Raw genomic sequence first — 26,853 nt, forward strand, 5'->3', positions numbered from 1 at the left:
TCCCTCACCCCTCTAAAACACCAAGAACAGATCCTCCCGTCCTCCTTTCCACCAGCTGCCTATAAACAACCTTTGACGCAACCTATTAGTACATCTTGACTTCAACCTTTGAATCGAGGATCGATCCCTCAGGAAGCTGAATATGAAGTTTCTCTTCGGACCCGTACCCTCCCGCAGGCTCGGCCTCTCCCTGGGTGTCGACCTCCTCCCATTCAAGACCTGCACCCTGGACTGCACCTACTGTCAGCTGGGCAGGACCACCTGCCTCACCCTCGACCGGGAGAGGCGCGTTCCCCCCGAAGGTGTTCTGGCGGAGATCAGGTCCCGCTCGGAGGACGAGTTCGACTATCTAACCCTGGCCGGCTCCGGCGAGCCCCTCCTTCACCAGGGCCTCGACGAGATCATCCGGGGCGCGAGGGAGGCGATCGACCGGCCCGTCGCCGTCCTGACGAACGGCACCCTCTTCTTCCGCCAGGACGTCCGACAGGAGGTGATGGATGCAGACCTGATCGTCCCCTCCCTGGACGCCGCCACCCAGACCACCTTCGAGAGGGTGAACCGGCCCCACCCCGACCTTTTGATCGAGGAGATCATCGAGGGGCTGGTCCGCCTCCGGGAGGAGTTCGAGGGCGAGATCTGGCTGGAGGTGATGCTGGTCAAAGACATAAACGACTCCGAGGCAACCCTCATCGCCGAGGCTGCCGAGAGGATCGATCCCGACCGGGTCCAGCTCAACACCGTGGTCAGACCCCCGGCCGAGCCGGTCCAGCCACTATCTCAGGCGGAGATGGAGGAGATGCTCGAGATCTTCTCCGGCGCTGAGGTGATCGCCGAGTGGGAGAGGGACCTATCGAAGAGGACCGAGGTCTTGATCATCGACCTCCTCTCGCGGAGGCCCTGCACCCTGGAGGAGCTGGAGGAGCTCTCGGGCCTTCATCGAAACGAGATATTGAAGTACCTGGAGGTCCTGGAGGGCGAGGAGAGGATATCCAGGCTCAGATACGGAGGCCTCCTCTACTTCCAGGCCCAGGAAGGATGATATCACAGTCGAAGCGGTGATAGACCAGACCGATCCACGCCAATATGGGCAGATCGGATAAGAAGATCAGATTGCGATAGGCAGATCACAATTTCTCAGAATTTCATGATGGTGTTCATATGGAAGAATGCGATGGCAAGTGCGAATCCTGTGCGACGAAAGGTACCTGCACAGACCCGAGAAAGGAGATGGCCGAGCAGCTCGCTGTGGTCTCTCGGAGGATGGCGAGAATAAAATTCAAGATAATGGTCGCCAGCGGGAAGGGCGGCGTCGGCAAGAGCACCGTCTCCGTCAACCTGGCCCGAGCCCTCCAGTCCAGAGGCTATACGGTGGGGGTCCTGGACGCCGACATCACGGGCCCAAGTATTGCAAAGCTCTTGGGCGTCGAGAGGTCGAGGCTTGCGGGCGGTCCCCAGGGGATCGACCCCGTAGACTCCAAGGGGCTGAAGCTGATCTCCATGGCCTTCGCCCTCTCGGGCACCGACTCCGCCGTCGTCTGGAGGGGGCCCATGAAGATGGCGGCGATAAAGCAGTTCATGTCCGACGTCAACTGGGGCGATCTGGACTTCCTGATAATCGACCTTCCTCCGGGGACGAGCGACGAGCCACTCAGCGTCGTCCAGCTCCTCCCTGACCTCTCCGGGGCGGTCATCGTCACCACGCCCCAGGAGGTGGCCCTCCTCGACTCCCGTAAGGCGGTGAACATGGTGAAGTCGATGAAGGTGCCGCTTTTGGGGATCGTCGAGAATATGAGCGGGCTTCGTTGCCCTCACTGCGGCGAGGTCCTGGAGATATTCAAGACCGGCGGGGGGAAGAGGGCGGCAGAGGAGCTCGGCGTTCCCTTCCTGGGGGCTGTGCCCCTGGACCCAGAGGTCGCACCCCTGGGCGACAGCGGGATCGCCTTCGTGGAGGAGGAGACTGCGGCCAAGGAGAGCTTCGAGAAGGTGGTGGACAACCTCCTCCAGGAGCTGGAGAAGGCGCAGAGGTCAAATTCAGGTTGAGGAGAACGGCGAGAGCGGGAAAAGAGAAAAGGGTGGGACAGAGGCGAGGCCAGCCTCCCTCCCTTTTCAGGGCCAAAGGCCGAAATAGAAGTTCATCGCCAGAACCCCAGCCCCCACCGCCGAGCTGAAAGCGATCACCGTCTTGGGATCCAGCTTAATCGCCGTCTCGTCCGCCTCGAAGTACCTCATGAGGCCGGCAGAGGACATCAGTCCGCTGCCTTCAGACTTCTTCTTCGCCATGAGCCTCACCTATTCTCAGGACCTCTTCAAGTAGGTTTCGGCCCCCGGGCCCATCCGTCCCTCTCCGCGAAGGGGTAGTAGTCGGCGGTCGCATTCCCGATCGCCCTCGGCCTGTCCTGACAGGGGTTGCCCCGGCAGGAATGGTCGGACCAGTAGTTTCCGCCCTTCAGAGCGCCCCAGTCCCAGAGGTTCTCGCCGTCGTCCTCCGCCTGAATCTCGTTTTCGATCAGGTTGTTCCTGTAGACGATGCATCCACTCGATCTGCTGACGGAGATCCCAACACCGTTTCTGACGACCGAATTTTCGGTGATCTCGGTCTCGTTGGAGGAGAGGAGGGCTATCCCGGCACCCTGGTTCGCCTCGGCGGCGTTCGAGATGAGCTTGTTGGAGCTCGATCCTCTGAGCAGAAGGCCGTCCCTATCGTTCCTGCAGAGGGTGTTCTCGCCGATCAGGTTCTTGCTCGACTCCACCAGCATAATCCCGCCGTACCTGTTATCACAGGCCCTGTTGCCTCTGATCTCGTTCTCGTCGGACCACCGGACCAGCATTCCGTAGCAGTCGGATACGACGCTGTCCAGGATACTGCATCCTCGGGATAGGTATACGAAGAGGGCGTCGTTTGAGACCGAGCAGCCCTCCACGGTGCAGTTGTCGCAAGATGCGAGGGTGACGTGGCTGAGCTCCCGACCCGAGACAACCTCGTCCGACCGGCCGTAGAGGTAGAGGATCGGTCTTCCGTCGATCTGGTTCGACTCGAGGATCTGGTTGTCGAAGCTCTCCTCGGTCGAGCCGTCGACGGAGAGGCCAAGTCGCCCGTCGTTCAGGAGGTTCCTCTCCAATCGATTGGCAGGGGAGTCGGTGATCACGATCCCCGAATTGAAGCCTTCAATCTCGTTATCGGCGAGGACGTTGCCCGAGGACGCCTCCGAGATCATGAACCCGGCGTCGACTTTCTCAAGGCGGTTTTGGACGATGCTGTTCTCGGCCGAGGAGAAGAGGGCTATCCCGTTCGTCGAGTTCACGATTGCGTTATTCTGGATCTGGTTCTTCGCAGCGGCGTAGAGAGCGATGGCGGTGGTGGCGTTCTCAATGGCGCACCCCCGGATCAGATTTTCCTCTGAGGATATCTCGATGAGGACTCCGTGTCTGCAGTCGACGATCTCGTTTCCGTCGAGTTCGTTCTCCCTGCTTTCCGAGACGATATGAACCCCCTGAGCGCAACCCTTAGCCTCGCTCTCCGAGATGCTGTTCCTGGCGGCGGCGTTGAGCAGTATTCCCGCTCCCGGAGTTCGCTCTGAGCCCATGCACCCCTCGGCGACGTTCGACCTTATCGCGTTCTCGCTGGAGGAGAGAAGGACGATCCCACAGTACCCCCCCTCCTCCCGGTTCATCTCGAGGATGTTGCCGCTTGTGGCGTTCAGAAAGATTCCGTGAACGTTGTCCACCAGGACATTCTTTCTGATCTCGTTAGATCTGGACTCGACGTAGATCCCGGGACCGGCAAAGTCTGAGATGGTGAGCCCCTCGATCTTGCAGCCGTCCGCCAGAACCTCTATCCCTATATCGCTTCCGTCACCGACCAGGTTGACGGCCCCCTCCTCACCTCGGGGCGGCATAAGGGTGAGGCTCTTGTTCAAGACGATCTGCTCCCGGTAAGTTCCGGGCTTTACGTATATCGTATCTCCGTCGGCTGCTATGGCCACGGCTTCGCCTATGGAGTGGTACTGGGCGAAGCCGTCGTCGTCCACGATGTACATCCTGGCGTCAGCTCCGGCGAAGAGGCCCGCAGAGAGGGCGATAAAGACCGCTAACGTCAATCTCAGCATACGTCCACCTCGGCATAGGACCCTCCAATCCGTAATACGTCTTTCCATCAAAGATGGGCGTTGCAAAAATCTTATCTACGGTTCCGGTCATAACCCAGAGACTGGTGATCGGGTTTGACAAAAGCGGCATCTCACAAGCACTGCATCGTCTGCGGCAAGACCATCGAGGAGACGGAGACCTTCTGCGACGAGGTCTGCGAGTCGAAGTACAAATCCGCCCAGAGACGCCAGACCCTCTTCTTCCTGGTCTTCATAGGGCTTCTGATCCTGATGCTCATCGTTCCCGTGATCTTGAAGACGCCCCAGGGTTGAGAGAAATAATGAGGTCGGTGACGGTCGTTCTTCTCATCTTGTTTCTCCTCGCCTCCCCCATATCCGCAGAGCGGGGAAGGGAGTACATCCGGGTCCAGGAGGTGACGATGTCTCTAGAGGACGGCGACGCCGTATTCGACGTCGAGTTCGGCCTGGATCCCTTCGCGAAGCTCTACGTCCTCGCCCTGGGAACGAAGTACATCGAGCCGGAGCTGGTCGGCCTATTCTCCGATTTCGATAACGTGACGGTGAAGAGGACCGAGCCCTCCAGGGCGGTCCTCGTCTCGAAGGGGGCCGGCGAGTTCAAAAGCGGATACTACCTGTACGATTCGAGAGAGCTGAGCCACCAGGTACCAAAGCTCAACATCGTCTATCCCCAGCGGCTCACCCGGACCTTCTACGACGTCTCAGCCACCCCGAGCGTCTTCTCCGAGGCTTTGGAAGATTAGGGGCGTCCTTTTTGCCCGAGATCCTGCCCCCGGCCAGGGGCAGGGTGAAGCAGACTGCACAGCCTCTGCCGGGCGCCGACTCGATCCAGATCCTCCCGCCGTGGACCTCGATGATCCTCTTGACGATGGCGAGCCCCGCGCCGGTTCCGTTGCCGTTTCTGTCCACCTGGCGGAAGAGGCCGAAGACCTTCTCCTGCTCGTCGGGCTCGATCCCGGGGTCGTTGTCCCGGACGAAGAATGCAGCCTCGCCGTCCTCGCCTCTCCGAAAACCGATATCGATCCTCGGCCGGAGCCCGTCGGCCGCGTACTTTGCACAGTTCCCTATCAGGTTGACCAGCGCCTCCACCAGCCTCATCCGGTCGACATAGACCGCCGGAAAGCCCCTCCTCCAACGAGACCTCGATCCCTCGTGACCTGACCGCCTCCTCCGTAAAGTCCAGGGCCTCGAGGGCGATCTCTGCGAAGGACGTCTCTTCGGGCTGGTTGACGACATTTTCGATCCTGGAAAGCTCCATGATCATGGGGTCGTCGTCCACCATCAGAACCAGAATCATTAGTCTCCTCCGCCGACCTCCAGCTGATCGTTACGACGTCCTAAACTATCTTATTTGTAAGTTCCGATATGGTCTCACAGGTCTGGGCCTATCCTCCTGCGGGGATAGAGAAAAGGAGATATCATAATAGGGCCGTCCAAACTACCAGCATGAACCTGCAACCTGTGACATTCACCCCCATAGGCGTCGTCCACTGCGACTTCGGCGAGCCCTCCGACCCCAAGACCATGAGAAATGCCCTATCCACCATCGAGATCGACGAGAAGTACCAGGAAGGGCTGAAGGGCATCGAGAAGTTCCGCCACCTCTTCGTCATCTACCACATCCACCGCGCCCTGGGCTACGACCTTCTGGTCCATCCCATGGGAGACGAGTCGATCCCCAAGAGGGGCCTCTTCGCCACCAGAACCCCGAGGAGGCCTAACCCCATCGGCCTCACGGTGGTGGAAGTCCTGAACGTCGAGGGGAACAAGATCACAGTCACCGGCCTTGACGCCTTGGACGCTAGCCCCGTCCTGGACATAAAACCCTACGAGGAGCACTTCGACTCCCCTACAGGAGTCGAGGCGGAGAAGGACCCCAATTATCGGCCGAGGGAGGGCTGAAAGGGCTTCCTCCGGCCCGGGTTTTCGTATTGATGCCAGAAAAATATTAATATTGGCCCGACCTGATAAAGCTCAGAGGTGAAAATTTGAGATTTGTAACCCTTCTTGCATTGGCGTTGTTGGCGACCGCCGTCGCTGCCTACGCCTCCGATGAGCAGGCCGCAGAGATCGAGTACACCGTCCAGCTGGCCTCCGACGAGGCCCTCGGGACATTCCTCGTCGACGGCGAGGGGATGACCCTATATCGCTTCGCCAGCGACGTCCCGGGGAGCGGCGCCAGCGCATGTTACGGCGGCTGCGCCGAGCTCTGGCCCGTCTTCTTCGCCGAGGAGATAGCTGTTCCTGCAGAGCTGGACGTCACTGACTTCAACGGCATCGAGAGGGAGGACGGCTCGATCCAGACCACCTACAGAGGATGGCCGCTCTACTATTACGTTGAGGACGAGGCACCCGGCGACTTTAAGGGGCAGAACGCAGGCGGCGTCTGGTTCGTCGTCAGCCCCGATGATCTTCCCTCTGAATGAGGGGCCCCTTCGGAGCCACCTCATCCTTGAGTCGGCTCGGCGCCCTCTCGGAACCCTTAAACGTTGAACGGCGGTAAGGGTCTCTGGTGATAAAATTGAAGATCACAGCCGTTTTGGCCCTGGCCATAGCCTCGGCGGTCATCGTCGCCATCGGAGAGGCAACCCCCGCCAAAACCATCGATCTCGCCTCCAAAGAGGGGCTCGGCGAGTACCTGGTAGATCAGGATGGTATGACCCTCTACTACTTCGCCGAAGACGTCCCCGAGAGCGAAAATAGCAGCTGCGGCGACACCTGCATCCAGTACTGGCCGCCTTTTCACACCGGGCAGATCATAATACCCCTGAGGCTCAGCTCCTTCGACTTTGACACCATCTACCGCGATGACGGCGCAGCTCAGACCACCTACAGAGGATGGCCGCTCTACTACTACATCAACGACTACAACCCCGGCGACGTCAGGGGCCAGGGGATGGGGGATGTGTGGTTCGCTGCGGGCCCCGATCTGATGCCCTGAGTTGGAGGCCATCTTTTTTTCGACCTTTTTGTCCGATGGACGATGATATGGCGTAGAGACGGTCGATCCATTTTGAAGGGGAGGACGAAGGATCCGGAAGGATCCCGGATGGAGCGATACTGGGAGGTGGACCTTCTCCGGGGCATCGCCTTGGTGATGATGATAGCCTTTCACGCCCTCTACGATCTGGACCATTTCTCGGGCCCCGATCTCGTCGATCTCCACTCGGGGATCTGGCCCCTCTTCGCGAAGGTCACGGCTTCGATCTTCCTCCTCCTGGTGGGGATCTCCCTTCATATCAGCTCTGCCAGAACTCGGATTCGAGGGGACGATCCCTTGGTTCGATATCTCCGCCGGGGGGGCTGTATCTTCTCCTGGGGGATGGCGATCACCCTCTCGACGCTCCTCCTCTTGGGAGAGGGGTTTGTCGTCTTCGGCATCCTCCACCTGATCGGAGTCTCCATCATCATCTCTCGCCCTCTCCTGAGGAGGCCCCTTCTCGCCCTCTTTCTGGGATCGACGGCGATATTCGCCGGCCTTTTGCTCCGTCAGATCTCCTTCGATACTCCCTGGCTCCTCTGGCTCGGCCTCGTTCCCAGCCACTTCTTCTCCGTCGACTATTTCCCCATCCTGCCCTGGTTTGGGGTCGTCGCAATGGGGATCTTCCTTGGAGGTCTCCTCTACCCGAAAGGAACGAGAAGGATCTCCCTTCCAGACCTCTCCACCAGACCTTTTGCAAAGCAGATCTGCCTTCTGGGGAGAAATTCTCTCGCGATTTATCTTTTGCACCAGCCGATCCTCATAATCTCCATGCAGCTTCTCGGGGTCATCGAAGTCGGGGAGGGTCTAGCCCTCCACCTGCCTTGAGAACCGGATCGAGGAGCTTGGGGACAGAAGACCGAATAGATATGTGGAGGAATAGCTGGAGGGAACTGTAGAAATAACATGAAAAAGTATAAAAATTTTGTGTGAGGTGCAAGAGGCGCCTCACACCAGTCTCTTGCTCACTGCTTGGAGAGCTTGGGGGTTAGCGCCGCAAGATAGATCGCGGCCAGGGCCACGACGACGTATACCAACCTCTCGAGGATGGGCATCCATCCCAGGAGAATCTCCACCAGGTTGTACCCGAAGGCGTAAAGCCCCCAATTGAGCCCTCCCACTATCACCAGCACTATAGCCAACAGATCCAGGGGACCTAGATTAGCCAATCTGATCACCTCCAGATTAACAATTCGTCGAGGTGTTTAATATACCTTTTGTATTTTTGGATCTTATGAGGATACGAGTTACCCGGTCCACCAGAAGAGAATCGGGCCGAAACTTTATAGATCATCGACCCGAGAACAGAGAGCTGGCCAAAATATGAAGCTCAGAGTTCTGGTGGACAACAACACCCTCATCGACCGCTACTTCCGGGGCGAGCCCGCAGTATCCTACTTCATTGAGGAGGGGCCGAAGAAGATCCTCTTCGACGTGGGGTACTCTGACCTCTTCATCGAGAACGCCCGCCAGATGGGGATCGACCTGTTGGACCTGGACTTCGTGATCCTCTCTCACGGCCATCTCGACCACACCTGGGGTCTTGGCCCCCTGGTCAGACTTCTCACCGAGGCGAAGATCGAGGGGATCGACCACAAGAGACCGAAGCTGGTGGCCCATCCGGAGGCATTTCTTCCGCGAAAGATCCCTGGCCTCGGAGAGATTGGGCCGCTCCTCTCCAGAGAGGGGCTCTCCCGCACCTTCGATATGGCGTTGAGCCGGGGCCCGGCGTGGATCACAGATCGGCTCGTCTTCCTGGGGGAGATAGAACGCGATAACGACTTTGAGGCCCAGATGCCCTTGGGGAAGAGCTCGACCGAATATGGCGAGAGGGATGACTTCTTGATCGACGACTCGGCCCTGGCCTATCGATCGGCCGGGGGGCTGGTGATCGTCTCGGGCTGTTCCCACGCCGGTATCTGCAACATCCTCGAGCAGGCGATGCGGATCTGTGGCGAGAGGAGGGTCGTCGACGTCGTCGGAGGGCTCCACCTCCTGGACCCTCCGGAGAGGCAGATGATGGAGACTCTGAGATACTTCGAGAGGGTCAGGCCCCGCCATGTTCACGCCTGCCACTGCACCGACCTCGCCTCAAAGGTCGCCCTGGCAGGAGTTGCAGACCTCAAAGAGGTGGGCGTGGGGCTGGATCTCGAGTACGATTAAAATGAATAGGGGCCGCAGAAGGTCCGACGGCCCCGTCTCTCCTCTTCTCTCGACCCGAAAAGAGGTCAGAAGTTCAGGGGATCGCCGAAGCCCATCTCCCCACTGAAGCCGAACTCCAGTCCCTCGAACTTGAAGGCGTCCTCATCGAAGCCGATCTCGTCCTCGAAGAGGTCGGGAATATCGAGGATCGAGCTCTGCTGCTCTTTAACTTCGCCTCCAACCTCCGTCGGACCAGGTGCTTCCTCCTCCGGCATCTCCGCCGTCGGTCCCAGGGTCACAGCTTCGGGGATGATGAAGGGCGTCTCGGGATCGCCCAGGAGGTTGATTCCGTAGTAGCAGTACCTCATGTTCTCGCCCCCGCCACCGCCGGCGTTGACGGCGCCGATGAACCTCTCCTTGGATAGCTGGTTTATGAGGCCGATGTTGGTGACGGGCTCGCCGGACTCGTTCCACCTGGTGGTGTTGAAGATCTCCTCCCAGAAGGCCTGATCGAACCTCTGAGACGGGCTGTTGTCGATGTCGCTCAGATCGATTAGACCGTACCTGGAGTTGCCTATGAAGGCGAAGGCTCCGCCCGGCGCAGTGACGAAATGCTCCAGCACGCAGTCGTGGGGAAGGTAAACCCCCTCGGGGTCCCTGTTGTCGAAGGACGCGGCGTAGCCGGCCTGGGAATAACCGAAGAAGTACTTCTCGTTGGTGAGGGCGTCGGCGTGGTTGTAGCCCATCTTCATGACGTAGGCCACGATGTCGCAGAAGTTGGAGGTCCCGATGTGGTTTATGGCGTGGATGTAGTCTCCGTTGATCTCATCCATCAGCACTTTTCTGGACCAATCATTCTGGTTGCAGTTGCAGTCGTCTGAGGTGGTGTTCCTGTCGTAGAGGGTATGGACCCCGAACCCCTCCGGAATCAGTTCTGCTATCCGATCTTTGTAGCTTGCGCCCCACCAATAGGCTACAGGTGTGGCAGGCTGGTCCTCGGGGTCGCCCTCATCGAATTTGGGATAGACCATGGGCTCCAGGTACTGGCCGACCATCCATATGCCCCTGAGGTAGCGGTCTTCGGAGCTGGTGGACTCGTAGGCTATCGTCTTTCGGACGAAGTTGGACAGCTCCTCGTGGTTGTCCACCGGTGCCCTTCCGACGTAGACCTCGGCCAGTAGGTCCACCTTCTTATTTATGGGGTCGACGTCTTCACCGTCTTTGGGCTCGCCGTAGATCCCGTTTCCGTTGCTGTCGTAGCTGCCGTCGAGGCAGGCGTAGTAGAGGTCTGAAAGGACATCAGGTGGCTTGCAGGGCCCGCAACAGGTGGCAGGGTCTGGCTCGTAGGCCCAAGCCCAAAGCCCCCTCGCGGGGACGATGGCGTCCCAGGTCTCGCCACCCACCCTATCTCCGTCACCGTCTCCGCCCAGGAGGACGTATCTGATGTTGTTCTTCCCGTAGGCGTCTTTTATGAAATCGCGGATCGCCTCCTGGTCTTCCTGGCGAGCGCTCCGCCTGTAGTTGGCGTAGATATCCTCTACGGTGACTATCGTCGCATTGACCCCTTTTTTGGTCTTCCAGGCGGCCAGGGCCTGGAAGTTGTAGGGACCGGAAGCGTTTTTCAGGTGCTCATTGGTGATGATGACGTACTCGTAATCTCCCTCCAGCAGAAGCGACTTGTTCTCCGTCGGCGCGAGATCCGAGACGTAGGTTATCATCTTCTCGGGGTTGTCGACGATCATGTTGACCTCCTCCCGATCCTCGGGAAGCCCTCTGAAATGGCTGAGGTCCAAAGTCTCTGCGGGTGATGTTGTAACCTCGACGTCGAAGGCCCCGAAGCTGTAGGCGTCACCGGTCTTTGGGATGTACTTTATCGGGTAGAGGTCGACGTAAAGAATACTGTAGCCGTGCTTATTCTGAACTCCGAGGACCGAGTAGGCCTCTTGTGGATAGAAGTCCGTCGATTCGTAGACCGCCTCGTCTCGGAAGAGGAACGTAGGGTTGGTCCAGTTATTCTGAGGTCGGCAGCTGGTGCAGTTTTTGGTGAAGCCTATGGGAACGGAGGTCTGGCCGGGCCTTATCGAGACCCTGCCGAGATACCTCTCGTTGCCGGGGATCACCTCGACTTCCCGGACCTCGCTGCCGTAGGGTATCAATATCCTGGCCGTCCTGAAGGGCAATACCGGCTCTCCGGGGACGATCATGCTCTCCAGCCCCGGAATCGTCACCGAGTCGTAAACCTCCTCGAGCCCTTCGGGGCCTGCCAGCGTCACCGCGCCCCTCTCCACCGTCGGCTCATCGAGGAGGTACTGCAGCGTGATCTTGCTCATGCTACCGGGATCGGCCTGGGCCAGAGCTGATGAAAAGATCGCCGAGCTCAAAGATAGGCCCACCAGGCAGATCAAGCAGACTGAAATAATTTTTTTCATAATTCTCCCTCATATCTCAGGACCATGCGGGTCGGGCGTCGGCTCTGACCTCCTCCAGAATAGGCATCTATCGGAGGATCTGACGCTCTCGTCTCCAGATCGACCCTCCAGAAAGCCGATCCCCTCCTCTGATCGAACTGTGGCACGGTCCCCCCTTCATTGCTTATAAATGTATATTGATCTTGAAAAACTATTTAACTGTTTCCCACGCCTCAAAAAAGTCCCTTGATAGGACGTCGTGGGATGGGGGTATAGAAAAGAGTGACGACCCGAGAAGGCGCGGATAGGTCCGGATACGACGGGTGAGGGGCCAAAGAGCGCCATCGGCCCCAAAAAAAGAAGCTGAGAGGAGAGGATACGGCCCTCAGCCCCTCTTCCTCCTCCTGAAGATGTAAGCTCCTGCGGCCACGACGAGGATCAGGGCGACGACCCCGGGAAGGGTGTAGGATCGGTCAGCTGGGTTCACGTTCACCGGGATCTTCATGCTCTCGGAGATGACGGTCTCGCCCAGGAGGTCCGTGTACTTGATCTCGCTGTTGATGCTGTAGGGCTTGGCTGTGGCGTCCGAGTCGACGTCGATCTTGAACTTCACCCTCCTCTCCTCGCCGGGAGCGAGGGAGCCGATGTAGGCCTGATCGTCGGTGGAAGAGAAGGGCTTGAAGACGGAGAGCCTCGCTATGGCGTCGGAGGCCTCCTCCTCGCCGATGTTCTTGTACGTCACCTCGATGATCCCGTCCTTCTCCCCCGCGGAGAGCTCGGCCTCAACCTCGGCGATCTCGAAGTCCGACTCCCTCTTGACGAATACGGGGATCGTTATCGTCGTGTTCGCCCTCTCGTACCAGAAAGAGGACTGGAAGCCCCGGAGGCCGACCTTGGAGTCCAGCTCGTTGGCGTCCACCTCGGCATTGTACTGATAGTCGTAAGAGAGGCGAAGCTGCAGAGGATACTCACCGGCGGGGGCGTGGCTTGATATTTTTATGGAGAACTTCATCGGATCTCTCGACTTCTCCCCCGACCTCAGGGCCTCGATCAGCTGGTCGCCGGACTTCACCTCGATGAGGCCCGATGAGGACAGGAGGGTTCCTATGATCCCCAGGGCCGTCGTCCTCTCCCGCTCGTAGTCGAACTCCCGGTCCGCCAGAGCCTGCTCCATCAAGGTATCCGCCTTCTTGTCGGCCTTAAAGCCCATGATTCTGCCGTAGTTGGTGAGGTCGACGTAGAGGGTGACGGTATCGCCCCGCTTGAACTCGTTCGTCCCCGCGAGGCTTGCGTCCAGCTGCGGCGACCCGAAGGCCGTCCAGTAATTATCCAGCGATACCGATGGTATGTAGTTCTCGGAGGCCCCGGCCGGCGTGGGGCCAAAGAGGGCGATGAACAGAAACGCGGCCAAAAGGCCGAGATCGACTATCTTTCTCAATCCTTCAACCTCCTGAGGGAGATGATGAGCAAGCTTGCGGCTCTGGCTTTTACTTCGGCTTTGTGGCCTCTCCAGTACTCGAGCCTGATCAGAAGCACTGGAAATACGGTGAAGGTGGCGAAGAGGGCGAATACGACCGAGAGGACGGTTATTATACCGAAGCTGCTGGTCATGGGGAAGGGGGAGGCTATGAGGGCGGAGAAGCCGAAGACGGTGGTGAGCCCCGAGGCTACTATGGCAGCCCCGATGCTTCCCGTCGCAGTGAAGAGCGCCTCCATGGCGTCATCGGTCTTCTCCCTCTCCTCGTAGAACCGCTCCATCGTCAGAATCGCGTACTCAGAGCCCACCCCCAGGATCAGCGCCCCCAACGTGGCGGTCATGGGGTTGTACTTCATCCCCGTGGTGTACATCACCCCGCCCATCCAGCCGATGACGATGAACATCGGAATTACCGGCATCGTCGCCTTCAACAGGTCTCTGTAAATCGCCAATAGGATGAAGAAGATCAGGACGAGGCCAATGAGGGTCATCCGCATCCTTCCGGTGGTTAGGGCGCCGATGACGGTGTTCATCACCGCCATCTCTCCCGTCTGAATCACCGATACTCCGGGCGGCGGCTCAAACCAGATCAGATCCTTGTCAACCTCGTTTTGGAGCCGCTCGGCACCCACCTGGCCCAGGTTGTCGAAGGCCTGGCCTATATCCAGGATGATCTGGGCGGTGTCGTGGCCGTCGATGTACTGATACTTGGCCTCTTCGGGTATTCTATCTAGGACCGCCACCACCCCGGATCTCTCCTCTGGAATCGTCCCCCCGTTGTAGCCCTTGATGATGGTGGCGAGGCTCGTGGCGCCGTAGACCTTGTCCCTCGACTCCACGACGTAATCTCCGAACTCGTCCATCCATCTCAGGGTCGCCGGATCGATCACGTCCCCCTGGACTATGATGTTCAGCTGGTCCTCGCCACCGAATATGTTATGCATATGTCGGAACTGGCTGAGGGGCGGCAGGTCCTGGGGTATGAACTCCATCATGTCCGTTTCTATGGGAACTTTCGTGTCAGCGTAAAGGCCTGCGCAGGAGAGGAGGACCGCCGCCGCCAGCACGATCTGCCACCTGTGAATGACGAAGGCCGCCGACTTCACGACCAGGGGGCCTATGGGGGACTTTTTCTCCTTCCTCTTATCGCCGTTCCGGCCGATTCTATTGCTCCGCCCTCGCTCCATCTGGTAGAGGACGGTAACCCCCACGAAGAGAGAGGAGAGGTAGCACATGATGATCCCGATCAGGCAGAGGAGGCCGAAGTCCCTGATCATGGGAACGGCTGACGAGAATAGGGAGAAGAAGCCCGCCCCGGTTATGATCAGGGCGATCAGGACAGCGGGGGCGGTGTGGGCCACCGTCTCTATGGCGGCATCGGCGATCGATCCACCCCGCTGGAACTCCTCCTCGATCCGGTTCTGAAACTGGATGGCGTAATCTATCCCCAGGCCGATGAGGATGGGGAAGGCCGCCATGGAGACCATGGTCAGAGGCACCTTTAGAAATCCCATCATCCCGAAGGTCCAGATGATCCCCAGAAAGACGATGGGCAGCGGCAGAAGGGGAAGGTGAACGTGCCTGAAGACGAGGAATAGGGCCACCACCATCAAGAGGCCGGAGATCATGAGGAGCGTTCCCATGGAGGTGTTCATCTCCCGCTCGATATCGTCGCCGAGGGCGATCTCGCCGGTGACGATGGTGTCTGCCCCTGCGGGAAACTCCGCCATCTCCACCGCGGAGTAAGCTTCCGGAAGGATGGCATCCATAGTCTCCATGGGTATGCTGGTCGGAAGATCGATGGAGATCAGGGTATGTCCCCGGTCCGGGAGGATCGCGTTCATCATGCCAGGGTTCGCCTCTTCAAGCCCATCCAGGATCTCGTCTACCCTTGCCTGACTATCGGGGACTTTTCGGAGGCCCGTCTCCTGGGCTTCGGCGTCCATCACCATCTCGGCTATGCTGACCGTTCCCAGGACGTTCTCCACCGTCTCCATCTGCCGGGTCAACCGTTCCATCGCCTTCAGGGCCTCGGGGGTTGTGACCGCATCCCCCTCCACCAGGACCACGATCGACTCCGTCCCGAACCTATCGTTGAAGAGGTGGTCGAACTCCACGTAGAGCCTGGAGTTCTCGTCGACGAAGGTCTCCGTCTCCGTCTCCATGGTGATCGTCTGGGCGAAGTGGATCGATGCCACCGTGAAGAGCGCCGCCATCGTCAGGATGATTATCGGGTTTGCCTCGATCCATCTTCCCAGCCTCTCTCCCCTGCTCGTGATCTTCACCTTCAGAATTTCGGTTTTCCATTCGGAATATTCCGAAACTTCGAGGCTTTCGGATTATACGAAATGTACTTAAAGCTTATGGCAGAACTCCTCTCGATGAGACGGGAAGATTTCCCAGCCGAGGAGGCGGCGAAGAGGTGCATGATAGACGCCAGCGTTCAGATGGCCAATATGCTGGGGCATAGCGACGCCGCCGGCGCCCTCATCGGATCGCTGTTTATGGCCGACGGCCCCCTCTCCATGGACGAGCTGGTGGAGGTGACGGGGTACAGCAAGTCCACCGTCAGCACCAACATGACCCCCCTGGAGAATCAGGGGATCGTCCGGAGGATCAGAAAGCCGGGGGATAAGAGAAACTACTACGTAGCCATGCGGAGCATAGATGAGACCTTCAAGGCCGAGAACGAGAAGATCAGGCAGATCATGCAGATCCACATCGCCGCCATCGACGAGGCCGAAAAGATCCTGGAGGAAGGCGAGGATAGCGCTGAGGCAGAGCGGCTCCACCGCCTCTTCAGCTCCATGAGGGAGGAGTGCTTCAAGGCTCGGAGGTTGATCGATCTGGTGAGCCCCTTCACCATAGACGATCTGATCGAGATCCTGGAGCGAGAGGTCGAGATCCGAGAGGCGGGCAGGAGTTGACCGGGAGGAGGCGGATAGGGAGAGAGACCGCTTTCGAGGAGGCTGGAGACTTCGAATCCGGCTCCCCCTACGAGAGCAGGCGGACGGAGGGGGTTGAGACCCTCCTCGGCGATCCGAAGTCCGCCATTCTGAAGCTATCTGCCCCGATGGTCGTATCGATGCTCCTCTTCTCCCTCTACAACATCGTCGACGCCTTCTGGGTGGCGGGGCTGGGAAGCGACGCCCTCGCCGCCATAGGGTTCGTCTTTCCCCTCTTCTTCGTCGTCCTGGGGATCGCCAACGGTCTCGGAGTCGGCGGAGGGTCGGCGATATCCCGCAGGATCGGGGCGGGGGACAAGACCGGCGCCGATCTCGTCGCCCAGCATACGATGGTGATCATGGCCGCCTTCTCCATCGTCTTCACCCTGGCCCTCACCATCTCGTCGGAACGTCTCTTCGTCCTCCTGGGGGCGGGCTCCGCTGCGACCCTGGCGGCGGATTACTCGAAGGTCATCTTCTCTGGCACCCTATTCATCCTCTTCTCCAACGTCGCCTACGCCATCCTGAGGGGCGAGGGCGATGCAAAGAGGGCGATGTACGCCATGGGGGTGGCGAGCCTACTCAACATCCTCCTCGATCCCATCCTCATCTACACCTTGGACTGGGGGATCAGAGGCGCCGCGGCGGCGACGGTCCTCTCCATAGCCGTCTCATCGGCGGTGATGCTCCGCTGGATGGTCATAAAAAAGGATACCTTCGTCTCCCTACATCTGGGGGGCTTTTCGCGCGATGGTGCCGTCGCCCGCGAGATCCTGCGGGTGGCGGTTCCGGCCAGCTTCGAGTTCGTATCCATCGCCCTCATGGGGATAGCGATCAACTTGATCATAGTCGCGGTCTCCTCCACCGACGGTGTGGCCGTCTGTTCCGTCGGGATGAGGGTGGTGAACATCGGGATGACCCCATTGATCGCCATGAGCACGGCGGTGATCTCGGTCTCCGGGGCGGCCTTCGGCGCCAGGGCCTTTCAGAAGATCGAAGCTGCCCACCTCTACTCGGTGAAGGCGGGCCTTCTCGTCGCCCTCCTCCTCTCGGGGGCGACCTATTTTTTTGCGCCCGCTATCGCCGCAGTCTTCTCCCGCACCGAGGCCTCTGCGGGCCTTGCTTCGGAGATCGTCACCTTTCTCCACGTGATGGCCTTCTTCTACCCCGCGATACCCCTGGGGATCTTCGCCGCCGCCGTCTTTCAGGGGGTGGGGAGGGGCAGGTCTGCCCTGGCCATCTCGGTTTTGCGGACGGTCGTCCTCAACCTGCTGCTGGTGACCCTCTTTGCGATGGTGCTCGGCTGGGGACTTCCCGGGGTCTGGTGGGGGATGGTGGCAGGAAACCTCCTGGGAGACGCCGTCGGTTATATCTGGGTGAGGAGCTACGTCGGAAAGCTCGTAAAAGGGGTGGGGTTTTGACGGAAGCTGGATGGATGCGACGGGAAACCTTGAATCTTGGGATCTACTTATGAACTCGGATAAAAGGCTCTTCGACGTCCTCTTCGTATCGGTCTTCGCCGCCATGCTCGGCCTGGGCATAGTCGGCCCCTTGCTTCCCATCTACGCCGAGAACCTGGGGGCTTCGGGGCTCTGGGTGGGGATGATCTTCTCGGGGTTTGCGGCCGCCCGGGCGATATTCATGCCCGTCGTCGGGAGGCTCTCCGACGAGTCAGGAAGAAAGAAGTTCATCGTCGCCGGCCTCTTCGCTTACGCCGTCCTCTCCCTGGGCTACGTGACGGCCGGGAGCGTCTACTCCCTCACCGCCGTCCGGTTCCTCCACGGCATAGCCTCAGCGATGGTGGTCCCCATCGCCATGGCCTACATCGGCGACCTTTCAAAGAGGGGGGAGGAGGGGACGTACATGGCGAGGTTTCAGGTCTCCTTCTTCCTGGGACTGGGGTCCGGCCCCCTCCTGGGCGGGGTGCTGAACGACGCCTTCGGCTTCTCGTCGGCTTTTTATGCCATGGCTGGCCTCTCAGCCCTCTCCTTTCTGGTGATCGTCCTCTTCCTCCCAGAGTCGGAGGGCCGATCCTCTTCGGCGAGGGGGAGAATCTCCTTTCGGGCCGTCTTAGGCCAGCCCGCCGTCCCGGCGATCATCGCCTTCACCGCCCTGAACGCCATAGTTCGCGGCGCGCTTCTGGTCTTCATGCCCCTCTTCGCCCCCGGGATCTCGGTACCTCCCGGCGAGGTGGGACTGATCCTCACCGTCTCCATCTTCTTGATGGCGATCTTTCAGGTGCCCCTGGGGAGGATGGCGGACCGGGGATCTGCCACCAGGATGATCCTCGCGGGCTCGATCGTATCCGCCGGAAGCCTGGCTCTGATCCCAAAGGGCAGCTCCTTTTGGGACCTCTTCCTCGTCGCCTCCGCCAACGGCCTCGGCAGCGCCCTGATGATGCCTGCTTTGATGGCCCTCACCGTGAAGATCGGAAAAAAGATCGGGATGGGCACGTCCATGGGGGCCTACAACACCGCCATGAGTCTGGGGATGATCACGGCGCCCCTTCTGGGTGGGGTGGTGATGGATGCATTCTCGATAAACGCCGTCTTCATCCTGGGAGGAGCGGTCGGCATCGGGGCCACAGTCGCCGCCTACATTACCACCCGCAGGGCGTTGGGCACCGTCGACTCCGATGGATCCTTCTGAGGGAAAGCCCGGACTCTCAAATCTCCTTTGAGGCCGACAGCGTGGCGAGATCCGTCTCTTTGGGGATGGTGAATCTGAAGACGCTTCCCTCGCCTGGGACCGATTCGGCCCAGATCTTCCCCCCGCAGGTCTCGACGATCTTCTTGACGGTGGCGAGGCCTATCCCCGACCCCTCGCCGGACCTCTCAAGCCTCGTGAAGGGGTCGAATATCCTGTCGTGATATCTCATATCGAAGCCGATGCCGTTGTCCCTGACCCAGAACTCGTACTTGCCACCTCGATCGATGCATCCCACCTCGATCTCGACACCATCTTTCGAATATTTCAGGCTGTTCTCCAGAAGGTTGGAGAAGATCTGCTTTATCCTGCTCCTCTCGCAGCTGATCACCGGAAAGTCCCCTTCCAGGGAGAGGTCCGCGGACTTGTCTTTTGCGAGAGGTCTTATCTCCTCAAAGGCCTCGAGGATCAGCTTTTCCAGGTCGACCTTCTCGGGCGGCGATATGATCCTCCCTATCCGGGAGTAGTCCAGGAGGTCCAGGATCAGCCGATCCATATTGGTGGCGATCTTCCCGATCCGGTCGAGGTACCTTCTGCCGGTCTCGTCGAGCCTCTCGCCGTAATCCTCCTGGAGGGCGAGGGCGAACCCCTGGATCCCTCTGATGGGCGCTCTCAGATCGTGGGAGATGGTGTAGGCGAAGCTCTCCAGCTCCCGGTTGAGGGCCTTGAGCCTCGTCTCGTACTCGATGGTCTGAGATATATCTCTCGCCACCGCGATCGTCGCCATGTGATCTCCATCGCTGCTGGTGACCGGGGCGAAGCTGATGGAGGCCGGGAAGGTGGACCCGTCCTTTCTAATGCAGGTAACCCGTCTTCGGCCGCCGTTTCCTTCGTTCTCCGGAACGTCCTCTTCCTCGAAGTCCAGGATGAAGTCTCTGTAGATCCTGCCGCGGGCCTCCTCCAGCCTGAAGCCGAACATCTCGAGGAGGGCCGGGTTGGCGAATAGAAGGTGGTTGGTCTTGCCGAAGATGGCGATGCCGTCGTTGGAGGACTCGATGGCGTCCATGAAGAGGAGCATCTGCTCCTCCAGCCAGCGATCGTAGGATATGTCGTGGCCGAAGGCGATCACCCTCTCGATCTCGCCGATCTGGCCCCTGACCACGCTCCACCCCCACTGGACCGCCATCGCGTCGCCGGTCCGAGTGATGACGGCGGCCTCCGTCTGTTCAGGGGGCTTCCCCTCGAAGATCGATGATACGTGGACTCTGAATGCTTCTCGATCGGTATCGGAGATGAGATGATCGAAGAAGTTGGTGCCGATCACCTCTTTTGCAGAGAGGCCGGTCACCTTCTCTGCCCCTCGGTTGAAGAGGGTGATCCTCCCCTGGGGATCGAGTCCGACTATGAAGAGGTCTGCGCCCTCGATTATGCCCCTGGAGAACTCCCGCTCGGAGCGGATCTCCTCCTCCATCTTCGCGTACTCGGTCATATCCTGGGCGGTGATCACGACTCCGATCCCGTTTCCGTCGCTGTCTTCGAGCTTTATGCCGCTCCAGGAGATGACCTTCTCCTCGCCGGACCGAAGATGCATCCTCGCCCTCTGACCTTCAGTGGTTCTGCCGATATCGATCTCGTCCAAAGCCCTGAGAAAATCGGACCTCTCTTCGTCGTCAGGGAAGAGGTCGGTCCAGATCTCTTTATCTCCCATAACCTCCTGAGCGGAGTATCCTGAGACCTTCTCGGCAGCCCGGTTCCAGAGGAATATCCGACGTCTCCTATCGATCACGAAGATCATGGGGCTTCCGATCTCGACCAGCTTCTCGCTCAGGTCCGCCAGCTGTTTGATATTCTCCTCCACTCGCTTTCGCTCGGTTATGTCGACGAGGGTGCCCCTCAGACCGACGGGCCTGCCGTCGCGGATGATCGGGCGGGAGTAGACGATCAGGTGGAAGGTCGTCCCCTCTTTTTTGAGGCCGGTGTACTCGTAACTGAAGACTCGATCTTCGTTCAAACTCATCCGGAAATTTTCCATCATATTCTCTCGGTCTTCATAGGCGAATACCTGAAAGATGTTGACGCCCTCCTCCAGGTCGTCGCGATCGTACCCGAATAGATCGAAGGCGGTTTGGTTGGCGAAGGTGACCTTGCCCTGAAGGTCGCATTCGAAGATCGGCTGGGGCAGAGCGTCCGCCATCTCCCTGAACCGTCGCTCGCTCTCCGCCAGGGCCATCTCCATCTTTTTGCGATCCGTTATGTCGAGAGCGATCCCTTCAACGGCGGTCACGGCGTCGTCTTCATCCCGGCTGATCCAGACGTTGCTGGCAAGCCATCGGACCTCGCCCGGCAAGGTGAGGACCCTGAACTCCTGATAGAAGCTCTTGGATCCATCCTCGATCTGCCGTTTTAGTTCGGAGATCACAGTCCCGAGATCTTCAGGATGGACCAGGTCTCCATCAAACGAAACGGCTCCGGAATAAAAGTCCTCGGGTTTGTATCCCAATTGGTTGACGTTCTCTGATACGAACTCGACCGGCCTCCCCAAAGGAAGGTTTTGGACAAAGGCGATGGCAGGGCTGCGGTTGACAATCCGCTCCAGCTCTTTTTGCTTCTCTGAAGCCTCGAGGATCGCCTCTTCCATCTCCTTGCGCCAGGCGATCTCCTGCATCGTCCCTGCCACCTTCGCGGGTTTCCCCGCGGCGTCCCTCTTCACCACCAGCCCCTGATGGTGGACCCATATCAGATCCCCGTCTCTGGAGTTCGTCCTGTAGTCCACGCTGAGGCGGTGGGTCTCTCCCGCGAAGAGATCCCTGAGCTGCGCCTCAACAGCAGGCAGGTCATCGGGGTGGATTGCTCTCTTCCAGGCCTTTATGTCGCTCTTTTCGCATGGCGGTAGTCCGATTATCTCGGCGTACCGGTCGTTGTGGGTCATCTCCTCCGTCTTTATGTTCCAGTTCCAGACGGCGAGGTCTGCCCCCTCAATGGCCAGGTTGAGCCTCTCTTCGCTCTCCTTGAGGGCCCTTTCGACCTTCTTCTGCTCCGTTACGTCCACCATGATCCCGTTGAGCCCCTTCAGCTCGTCGCCCTCGATGACCGGCCTTCCATAGGTTCGAACGACGTGAGCGATGCCGCTTTTGTCGATGAATCTATATTCGTTGGTTTTAGATCTGCCGTCGAGGGCTCTCTTCAACTTGGTTTCAAGGAGGCCGATGTCGTCGGGGTGGAGAAACTGGTAGACGCTCTGGCCCAGGATCTCATCGACCGAGTAACCGAATACCCTCTCGACGGCGGGGCTGATGTAAGTGATCTTGCCCAGGGGATCGACGATGTAGATCACACCGTCGAGGTTCTCCACCAGAGTCCGGTACCTCTCCATAGACCTTCGCAGCGTCTCTTCTGTCGCCAACAGCTCTTCGTCTCTTTTTTGGAGCGTCTTCGCCGATCGATGGATCTCTTTCAGGCTGGCCGAGAGCTCTTCGAGGCTCGAGACCAGATCTTCTCCAGGCAAGCCCGCTCCTCGGCAGAGCTCTCTGGTCAGACCTTGCGCTTTCTCGATCTCATCTTCCAGGATTTTGTAGCTCATATCGTCAACAACTCCGCCGAAGGTTCCAACTTTTCCTGGCCAATCCCCGATCTCCATCTCGGAAACATCGAAGACCTTCCGAGATTCAGGGTTCGAGATCGCTTCCGATCCTGATCTCTATCCTTCGATCTGGACTAAGTTCGATATAAAAATTTGTATGATGGCCGCCCGTCGATCCGTCATCCATTTGGGCGGATCGTCAGATCCTGGTCCTCTCCCTTCCCGCAAAGAGCTTGCGTGCGATCTCCTCGAGGCCCAGCTCCACTTCCATCACCCGGATCTCCCCGGCCTTCGCCCTGGTCATCGGCCTTTTTGGCGCGGCGCTGCAGCTTCCGGCGCCCGCCGTCGCCCGATATGTGCCGATCTTTCGGGCGAGGTCGACGATCTCGGACTTGTCCATGGCGATGAGGGGATGGTAGATCGGAAGGTCGATCCCCGACTGCTCTGCCATGATGTTCGCCGGGGTCTGGGAGGCGACCTGGCCCAGGGAGTAGCCGGTCACAACGCCACAGGCCTCCTCCTCTTCCATCACCAGGCGGGCTATCCTGTACATCAGCCGCCGGCAGAGGAGGCAGGTGGCCCGAGGCTCGGCATCGCTTATCCTCGAGAGCCCCTCACCCATCGGAACCTGGATGAAGTTCACCTTCCTTCCGGCGGTCCACCGCCTCAGGGCCTGGGCCGACTTTTTGGCCTGGGGGAGGGCGTCGACGTAAGGCCTCGCGTCAAAATAGAGGAGCGAGGTCGGACAGCCCCGGCGCATCATCATCCAGGCGGCTACCGGTGAGTCAATCCCCCCTGATAGGAGAGCGAGCATCCGCGGCTGGGTGCCGAGGGGAAGACCCCCCACGCCCTTGACGACGTCTGTGAAGACCAGGACCTTCTTCTCCCTTGCCTCGACGAAGATCTCGAGCTCTGGATCGCTGAGGTCCACCTTCGCCCCTGTCCTCTCCTGGACGGCGCCGCCGACCTCCACGGCTATCTCGGTGCTCGATATCTCGCCACCGCCCCGCCGCGACCTTATGGCGAAGGACTCAGGACGCCGCTCGACAGCGATCTGTGAGGCGACCTTCTTGATCGCCTCGAGGTCGGGCTCACAAGTCCAGACCGGGCTGGTCGAGACGACTCCAAAAACGTCGGCTATAATCGCAGTCGCCCTGGGGTCGGAGGCTAGGACGAAGATCCTGCCCCTCTCCAGAGACAACTGGTGATCTATCCCCGCCTCCTTCAGATCGAAGACTATGTTGGAGGCCAGGATCCTCTCCCAACTCTTCCTGGTCCAGGCGTCCTTGAGGGCGATCTCGCCGTACCTGACCAGGACCGAGTCTGGTGAGGGCATATCGACCTTTACCTGGTCGCTATGGCCTTCGCGGACCGCGCTATCTTCCTTCTCCTCGCCCCAGAAGAGGTGTACTTCTGCATGGGACCTGGGTTCTTGTGAGAAGCCTCGGAGTTGGCAACCTGTCTGATCTGTCCCTTTCTTCCTTTAATCTTGGTCCATTCAACGCTTCCTGTCTTTCCCATAAGCCGTAACTATCCGGACCGATCTTAAATAGGTTTCGAGGGAAGGGGGCACAGGCCGGTCGGGCACTCTTCCAGTGGGGGTGCCAGAAGGGATCTTCGAGGTAACTCTTTTAACGGGACCTGCCATCAATCCAACCGTGAACCGCGAGATGGCCCTCCCCAGAATTCAGGTAAGCAAGTCCACAGCTCTCGTTATCTTTGGTCTTGGGATATATCTCGCCTACCTCCGGCGGCTGGGCTTCGGCGAGGTCGCCGAGAGCCTGGACGGCGTGAGCCTGGCGATATTCTCGGCGGCCCTAGTCCTATCCCTCCTCATGGTAGCCTTCAACGCCCTCTCCTGGAAGAGGGTGGCCGAGGAGCTGGACCGCGGGGCGTCTTTAAAAGAACTATTCCTGATCTACCTATCCAGCATCTTCCTCAACAACCTCATCCCCTCGGGGAGCTTCTCTGGAGAGACCGCCAGGATCTACTTTCTGGACAAGGTCGGCAGAAGATCTCGATTCGACGCGAGCTTCGCATCCGTCGCCGCCAGCAGGATCATCACCTCTGTTCCTTTCCTCCTCGGCATGGTCCTGAGCCTTCCCTATCTGGTATTCCGATCTTCGGCTCCGAGCTGGGCCCTCACCACCTGTTTTATCATGATGATCTTCTCGGTCTCGGCGGGCTTCGCCCTCGTCGGGATCTGCTTTGAAGAGCGGTTGCTGAAGAGGATGGTCGGCACCGCCATCGGCCCCCTGGAGAGGATCTTTCATCGGGAGCTTGATCGCGAGGTCTGCTACGATGCGGCCTCTGGATTTCAGAGATGTATGCACCTTTTGGGCCAGAAGAGGGGAGCCGTCCTCGAAAGCCTCCTCTGGGCCTTCGCCGGCTGGCTCTGCCTCGAGATGGTGGCCCTAGCAGCCTTCAAGTCTCTTGGGGTCGACGTATCCCCCCTCGCCATCTTCGCCGTCTACTCGGTGATCATCGTCTTTCAGACTCTGCCTCTGGGCCTTCCCGGAGGCGTGGGCCTGGTGGAGATACTGATGACCGCCCTCTTCTCCGCCGTCGGGATACCCATCTACGATGCCGCCGCCGTCACCATCCTCATTCGCCTCGTCCAGCTCTGGTTTCTCGCCCTCCTCGGCGGCATATCGACGGTCCATCTGATGAGACGGATCGAGAGGAATCGCAATGACAGAGCGTCTTCGTATAGCACCTCCTGACGCCGAGATCTGAAATAAAGTTAAATACCATCAAGGCGTCAAGGCCACCCTAGCGGGACAGTAGGGTAGCCTGGTCGATCCTCGAGCGTTTGGGACGCTTGGACTGCGGTTCAAATCCGCGCTGTCCCACCAATATTATACAAGTTTCTAAATGGCCGCATCTCACATCTCTCAGAGACTTATTGCATATCATAATCTTCACCTCTCTTCGAGGCCAAAACCAGCCTCGATTTATGAAATCTAATATATACAATTCATATCACGGGACACTCCGGGCCCACGGTCCCGGCTCCCTGGCAAGGGAGAGGAGGGAAATTGAAACGGTATATCTCACCAGAGAGCTTTCGGGGCGGGCCCGGAGATCACGAGTCTTGGTCCCTCATCCCTCCGCCCGGAGGGCCTCGATGGGGTCGAGCATGGCGGCCTTGTTGGCGGGATAGATCCCGGCGATGGTGGTGATCAGAACGCCGAAGATGAGGCCGAAGGCGACGGACGTGAGGGTCACCTCGCCGACCCGATAGCCCTTCTCCGGGGCGGCGATCTCTACCAGGGACAAGGGACTTCTCCTGGATCTCCGGCGGGCTGGCCGTTTTGAGCCGTCCCCGGGTGGGGAGCCAGAAAGGTCAGCCTGTAGCTCGACGTATCGCCATCCTCCTTCAGCGTCAGGCTCCCCTCCCCCACCTGGACCCCGTTATCATCGCAGGTTTCGATGGTGAGGTGACCCGTCAACCGACCTTCGGCGCTCCACGACCTGGAGCCAAAATCCGCCAGGTCGGCATCGAGGACGGAGCAGCTGCCTTCTGAGGTCTGGTTGATGTTGATCAGGATGTATCGTTCGTCGCCCAGGATCATGCCACCCCTTTTGGTCGTCTTCCCCCCAGACATCGAGATCTCCTCTCGTATCTCATCGAGGCTCCTGTTCTCTTTCAGCAGATCTCTGGCCAGGGCAGGGGGGATCTGTTTGGTATCTATCAGCCATATGTGCAGGAAGCAAGTCTCGCCCCTCTCCAGGGCGACCCCCTCCGCCCGGAAAGGACCCCCTGGCGGACGTCCATTCCCCAGAGATCCATATTCGAGGCGAGGTCCCCCTGCCCCAGCATCTGGCGGGAGGGGTTCGAAAAGATCCGCCTCCGAAAAGGGAACTACCCCCGGGGCCGGACCTTCTTCGAAGGGGGAGGAGAGGGCCGTGGTCATGAAGGAGATCATCATCGCCAAGAGGACGGAGTTCTTTGCGATCTTCACGATAGATCAGCCCTGGGAAGGCGCTTCCAGGTGGACCGTGTACCTGCCGCAGAGGATCCCCTGGCGTATCACCAGGAGACCTCGAGCAGACCCCATCCCCTCTTTAGTCTCTATGCGCCCGACCACGTCGCCCGCTGCCTCAGAACGCCAGATCCCGTCTCGCGCTTCCCGAATCTCGGCGAGGTCGGCCGAAAGGACGGTCTCGGAGTCCCGGGATCTGAGATCTAAGTCCACCAGCCGGAAGCATTGCCCGTCAAGCCTCATCTTACCCCGATATATGAAGGAGGGGTTCGCCTCCTCTTCGATCAGCATCTTGATCTCCTCCAGGCTCTTTCTGTTCTGCAGGAGGTCTTTGATCTGGGCGGGGCTGAGAAGTCTCAGCCCTTCGATCTCGATCCTGAGGGGACGGGCCGAGTTGGAGGACGACCCCGCAGGTCCCAGGGCAAAGCCGCTCTTGACCAAGACGGTCTTTATGGGAGCGGCAGTCGAGCCGATCGGAGATTTTGAAATGGTAATATTTTTCATCATCTAATCTGATCGTCAAATCCTCCCCTACCCTGCTGCATTCCGGCACCGTCCACTCCGA

General features: G+C 59.3%; 26 protein-coding genes and 1 tRNA gene. 14 read left to right on the forward strand and 13 right to left on the reverse strand.

Annotated elements, in window-relative coordinates:
- The first annotated feature begins 142 nt into the window (after nucleotides 1–142).
- On the forward strand, nucleotides 143–1,039 hold the full coding sequence (locus tag ACP5EL_RS00700; protein WP_428400507.1) for a radical SAM protein: 897 nt from the start codon (nucleotides 143–145) through the stop codon (nucleotides 1,037–1,039).
- A 119-nt stretch (nucleotides 1,040–1,158) separates the two neighbouring features.
- On the forward strand, nucleotides 1,159–2,040 hold the full coding sequence (locus ACP5EL_RS00705; RefSeq protein WP_428400508.1) for an Mrp/NBP35 family ATP-binding protein: 882 nt from the start codon (nucleotides 1,159–1,161) through the stop codon (nucleotides 2,038–2,040).
- 66 nt (nucleotides 2,041–2,106) lie between these two features.
- Here ACP5EL_RS00705 and ACP5EL_RS00710 read toward each other — a convergent pair whose 3' ends face one another.
- On the reverse strand, nucleotides 2,107–2,280 hold the full coding sequence (locus tag ACP5EL_RS00710; protein ID WP_428400540.1) for a preprotein translocase subunit Sec61beta: 174 nt from the start codon (nucleotides 2,278–2,280) through the stop codon (nucleotides 2,107–2,109).
- 26 nt (nucleotides 2,281–2,306) lie between these two features.
- The gene (locus ACP5EL_RS00715; protein WP_428400509.1) at nucleotides 2,307–4,106 is read right to left on the reverse strand and encodes a right-handed parallel beta-helix repeat-containing protein; all 1,800 of its coding nucleotides are present in this window, start codon (nucleotides 4,104–4,106) and stop codon (nucleotides 2,307–2,309) included.
- A 114-nt stretch (nucleotides 4,107–4,220) separates the two neighbouring features.
- Here ACP5EL_RS00715 and ACP5EL_RS00720 point away from each other — a divergent pair, with 114 nt between their 5' ends.
- Nucleotides 4,221–4,418, forward strand: coding sequence for a DUF2116 family Zn-ribbon domain-containing protein (locus ACP5EL_RS00720; protein ID WP_428400510.1), 198 nt, complete (start codon nucleotides 4,221–4,223; stop codon nucleotides 4,416–4,418).
- Nucleotides 4,415–4,867: a hypothetical protein gene (locus tag ACP5EL_RS00725; protein ID WP_428400511.1), complete on the forward strand. Its 453-nt coding sequence runs from the start codon at nucleotides 4,415–4,417 to the stop codon at nucleotides 4,865–4,867. The genes ACP5EL_RS00720 and ACP5EL_RS00725 overlap by 4 nt, the downstream gene beginning before the upstream one ends.
- Here the strand turns inward: ACP5EL_RS00725 and ACP5EL_RS00730 are convergent.
- Nucleotides 4,803–5,222, reverse strand: coding sequence for a sensor histidine kinase (locus tag ACP5EL_RS00730; protein WP_428400512.1), 420 nt, complete (start codon nucleotides 5,220–5,222; stop codon nucleotides 4,803–4,805). The two genes, ACP5EL_RS00725 and ACP5EL_RS00730, sit on opposite strands and share 65 nt — an antisense overlap.
- Nucleotides 5,223–5,570: 348 nt before the next feature.
- On the opposite strand from ACP5EL_RS00730, the gene tsaA reads away from it, so the two are divergent.
- The 4 genes from tsaA to ACP5EL_RS00750 all read left to right on the forward strand — a co-directional run bounded on the left by tsaA (nucleotide 5,571) and on the right by ACP5EL_RS00750 (nucleotide 7,932).
- Nucleotides 5,571–6,026 carry a tRNA (N6-threonylcarbamoyladenosine(37)-N6)-methyltransferase TrmO gene (gene tsaA, locus ACP5EL_RS00735; protein ID WP_428400513.1) on the forward strand — a complete coding sequence of 152 codons (456 nt, stop codon included), beginning with the start codon at nucleotides 5,571–5,573 and terminating at the stop codon, nucleotides 6,024–6,026.
- 116 nt (nucleotides 6,027–6,142) lie between these two features.
- Complete coding sequence (locus ACP5EL_RS00740; protein WP_428400514.1) at nucleotides 6,143–6,550, forward strand: COG4315 family predicted lipoprotein; 408 nt, start codon at nucleotides 6,143–6,145, stop codon at nucleotides 6,548–6,550.
- Nucleotides 6,551–6,636: 86 nt separating this feature from the next.
- Nucleotides 6,637–7,065 carry a COG4315 family predicted lipoprotein gene (locus ACP5EL_RS00745; protein WP_428400515.1) on the forward strand — a complete coding sequence of 143 codons (429 nt, stop codon included), beginning with the start codon at nucleotides 6,637–6,639 and terminating at the stop codon, nucleotides 7,063–7,065.
- A 108-nt stretch (nucleotides 7,066–7,173) separates the two neighbouring features.
- The gene (locus ACP5EL_RS00750; RefSeq protein WP_428400516.1) at nucleotides 7,174–7,932 is read left to right on the forward strand and encodes a heparan-alpha-glucosaminide N-acetyltransferase; all 759 of its coding nucleotides are present in this window, start codon (nucleotides 7,174–7,176) and stop codon (nucleotides 7,930–7,932) included.
- Between the two features lie 137 nt (nucleotides 7,933–8,069).
- Here the strand turns inward: ACP5EL_RS00750 and ACP5EL_RS00755 are convergent, their stop codons facing one another.
- A complete protein-coding gene (locus ACP5EL_RS00755) occupies nucleotides 8,070–8,282 on the reverse strand; it encodes a DUF378 domain-containing protein (protein ID WP_428400517.1) in 213 nt (70 codons plus the stop codon).
- Nucleotides 8,283–8,427: 145 nt separating this feature from the next.
- Between ACP5EL_RS00755 and ACP5EL_RS00760 the strand changes: the two genes are divergently transcribed.
- Nucleotides 8,428–9,267 (forward strand): MBL fold metallo-hydrolase, encoded by an 840-nt coding sequence (locus ACP5EL_RS00760; protein WP_428400518.1) that lies wholly within the window; start codon nucleotides 8,428–8,430, stop codon nucleotides 9,265–9,267.
- Nucleotides 9,268–9,332: 65 nt separating this feature from the next.
- On the opposite strand, the gene ACP5EL_RS00765 is transcribed toward ACP5EL_RS00760, so the two are convergent.
- From ACP5EL_RS00765 to ACP5EL_RS00775, 3 genes are all read right to left on the reverse strand, one after another.
- Entirely contained in the window at nucleotides 9,333–11,576 is a 2,244-nt protein-coding gene (locus tag ACP5EL_RS00765; protein ID WP_428400519.1) for a C25 family cysteine peptidase, read from the reverse strand.
- Nucleotides 11,577–12,039: 463 nt separating this feature from the next.
- A complete protein-coding gene (locus tag ACP5EL_RS00770; protein WP_428400520.1) occupies nucleotides 12,040–13,092 on the reverse strand; it encodes a COG1361 S-layer family protein in 1,053 nt (350 codons plus the stop codon).
- Nucleotides 13,089–15,416: a hydrophobe/amphiphile efflux-3 (HAE3) family transporter gene (locus ACP5EL_RS00775; protein ID WP_428400521.1), complete on the reverse strand. Its 2,328-nt coding sequence runs from the start codon at nucleotides 15,414–15,416 to the stop codon at nucleotides 13,089–13,091. Before ACP5EL_RS00775 ends, ACP5EL_RS00770 begins: the two co-directional genes overlap by 4 nt.
- A gap of 96 nt (nucleotides 15,417–15,512) precedes the next feature.
- On the opposite strand from ACP5EL_RS00775, the gene ACP5EL_RS00780 reads away from it, so the two are divergent.
- From ACP5EL_RS00780 to ACP5EL_RS00790, 3 genes are read left to right on the forward strand one after another with little or no spacing between them, the layout of a single operon-like run.
- Nucleotides 15,513–16,058: a GbsR/MarR family transcriptional regulator gene (locus tag ACP5EL_RS00780; protein WP_428400522.1), complete on the forward strand. Its 546-nt coding sequence runs from the start codon at nucleotides 15,513–15,515 to the stop codon at nucleotides 16,056–16,058.
- Nucleotides 16,055–17,497, forward strand: coding sequence for an MATE family efflux transporter (locus tag ACP5EL_RS00785; RefSeq protein ID WP_428400523.1), 1,443 nt, complete (start codon nucleotides 16,055–16,057; stop codon nucleotides 17,495–17,497). Before ACP5EL_RS00780 ends, ACP5EL_RS00785 begins: the two co-directional genes overlap by 4 nt.
- Nucleotides 17,498–17,546: 49 nt before the next feature.
- On the forward strand, nucleotides 17,547–18,725 hold the full coding sequence (locus ACP5EL_RS00790) for an MFS transporter (protein WP_428400524.1): 1,179 nt from the start codon (nucleotides 17,547–17,549) through the stop codon (nucleotides 18,723–18,725).
- 16 nt (nucleotides 18,726–18,741) lie between these two features.
- On the opposite strand, the gene ACP5EL_RS00795 is transcribed toward ACP5EL_RS00790, so the two are convergent.
- From ACP5EL_RS00795 to ACP5EL_RS00805, 3 genes are all read right to left on the reverse strand, one after another.
- Nucleotides 18,742–22,359 (reverse strand): PAS domain S-box protein, encoded by a 3,618-nt coding sequence (locus ACP5EL_RS00795; protein ID WP_428400525.1) that lies wholly within the window; start codon nucleotides 22,357–22,359, stop codon nucleotides 18,742–18,744.
- A 142-nt stretch (nucleotides 22,360–22,501) separates the two neighbouring features.
- Nucleotides 22,502–23,638 carry a tRNA uracil 4-sulfurtransferase ThiI gene (gene thiI, locus ACP5EL_RS00800; RefSeq protein WP_428400526.1) on the reverse strand — a complete coding sequence of 379 codons (1,137 nt, stop codon included), beginning with the start codon at nucleotides 23,636–23,638 and terminating at the stop codon, nucleotides 22,502–22,504.
- A gap of 8 nt (nucleotides 23,639–23,646) precedes the next feature.
- Nucleotides 23,647–23,823, reverse strand: coding sequence for a DUF5350 domain-containing protein (locus ACP5EL_RS00805; protein WP_428400527.1), 177 nt, complete (start codon nucleotides 23,821–23,823; stop codon nucleotides 23,647–23,649).
- Nucleotides 23,824–23,960: 137 nt separating this feature from the next.
- Here ACP5EL_RS00805 and ACP5EL_RS00810 point away from each other — a divergent pair, with 137 nt between their 5' ends.
- Together ACP5EL_RS00810 and ACP5EL_RS00815 are read left to right on the forward strand one after the other, a co-directional pair.
- Nucleotides 23,961–25,025 carry a lysylphosphatidylglycerol synthase transmembrane domain-containing protein gene (locus ACP5EL_RS00810; protein ID WP_428400528.1) on the forward strand — a complete coding sequence of 355 codons (1,065 nt, stop codon included), beginning with the start codon at nucleotides 23,961–23,963 and terminating at the stop codon, nucleotides 25,023–25,025.
- A gap of 54 nt (nucleotides 25,026–25,079) precedes the next feature.
- Nucleotides 25,080–25,157 (forward strand) — tRNA-Pro (locus tag ACP5EL_RS00815).
- Nucleotides 25,158–25,404: 247 nt separating this feature from the next.
- Here ACP5EL_RS00815 and ACP5EL_RS00820 read toward each other — a convergent pair.
- The 3 genes from ACP5EL_RS00820 to ACP5EL_RS00830 are packed head-to-tail and all read right to left on the reverse strand — an operon-like array spanning nucleotide 25,405 to nucleotide 26,795.
- A complete protein-coding gene (locus tag ACP5EL_RS00820) occupies nucleotides 25,405–25,581 on the reverse strand; it encodes an ABC transporter permease (RefSeq protein ID WP_428400529.1) in 177 nt (58 codons plus the stop codon).
- The gene (locus ACP5EL_RS00825; RefSeq protein WP_428400530.1) at nucleotides 25,569–26,267 is read right to left on the reverse strand and encodes a hypothetical protein; all 699 of its coding nucleotides are present in this window, start codon (nucleotides 26,265–26,267) and stop codon (nucleotides 25,569–25,571) included. The genes ACP5EL_RS00820 and ACP5EL_RS00825 overlap by 13 nt, the downstream gene beginning before the upstream one ends.
- 6 nt (nucleotides 26,268–26,273) lie before the next feature.
- Nucleotides 26,274–26,795: a hypothetical protein gene (locus tag ACP5EL_RS00830; RefSeq protein ID WP_428400531.1), complete on the reverse strand. Its 522-nt coding sequence runs from the start codon at nucleotides 26,793–26,795 to the stop codon at nucleotides 26,274–26,276.
- Between the last annotated feature and the right edge of the window lie 58 nt (nucleotides 26,796–26,853).

Source organism: Methanocrinis sp., from assembly GCF_049974945.1.
Taxonomy (GTDB): domain Archaea; phylum Halobacteriota; class Methanosarcinia; order Methanotrichales; family Methanotrichaceae; genus Methanocrinis.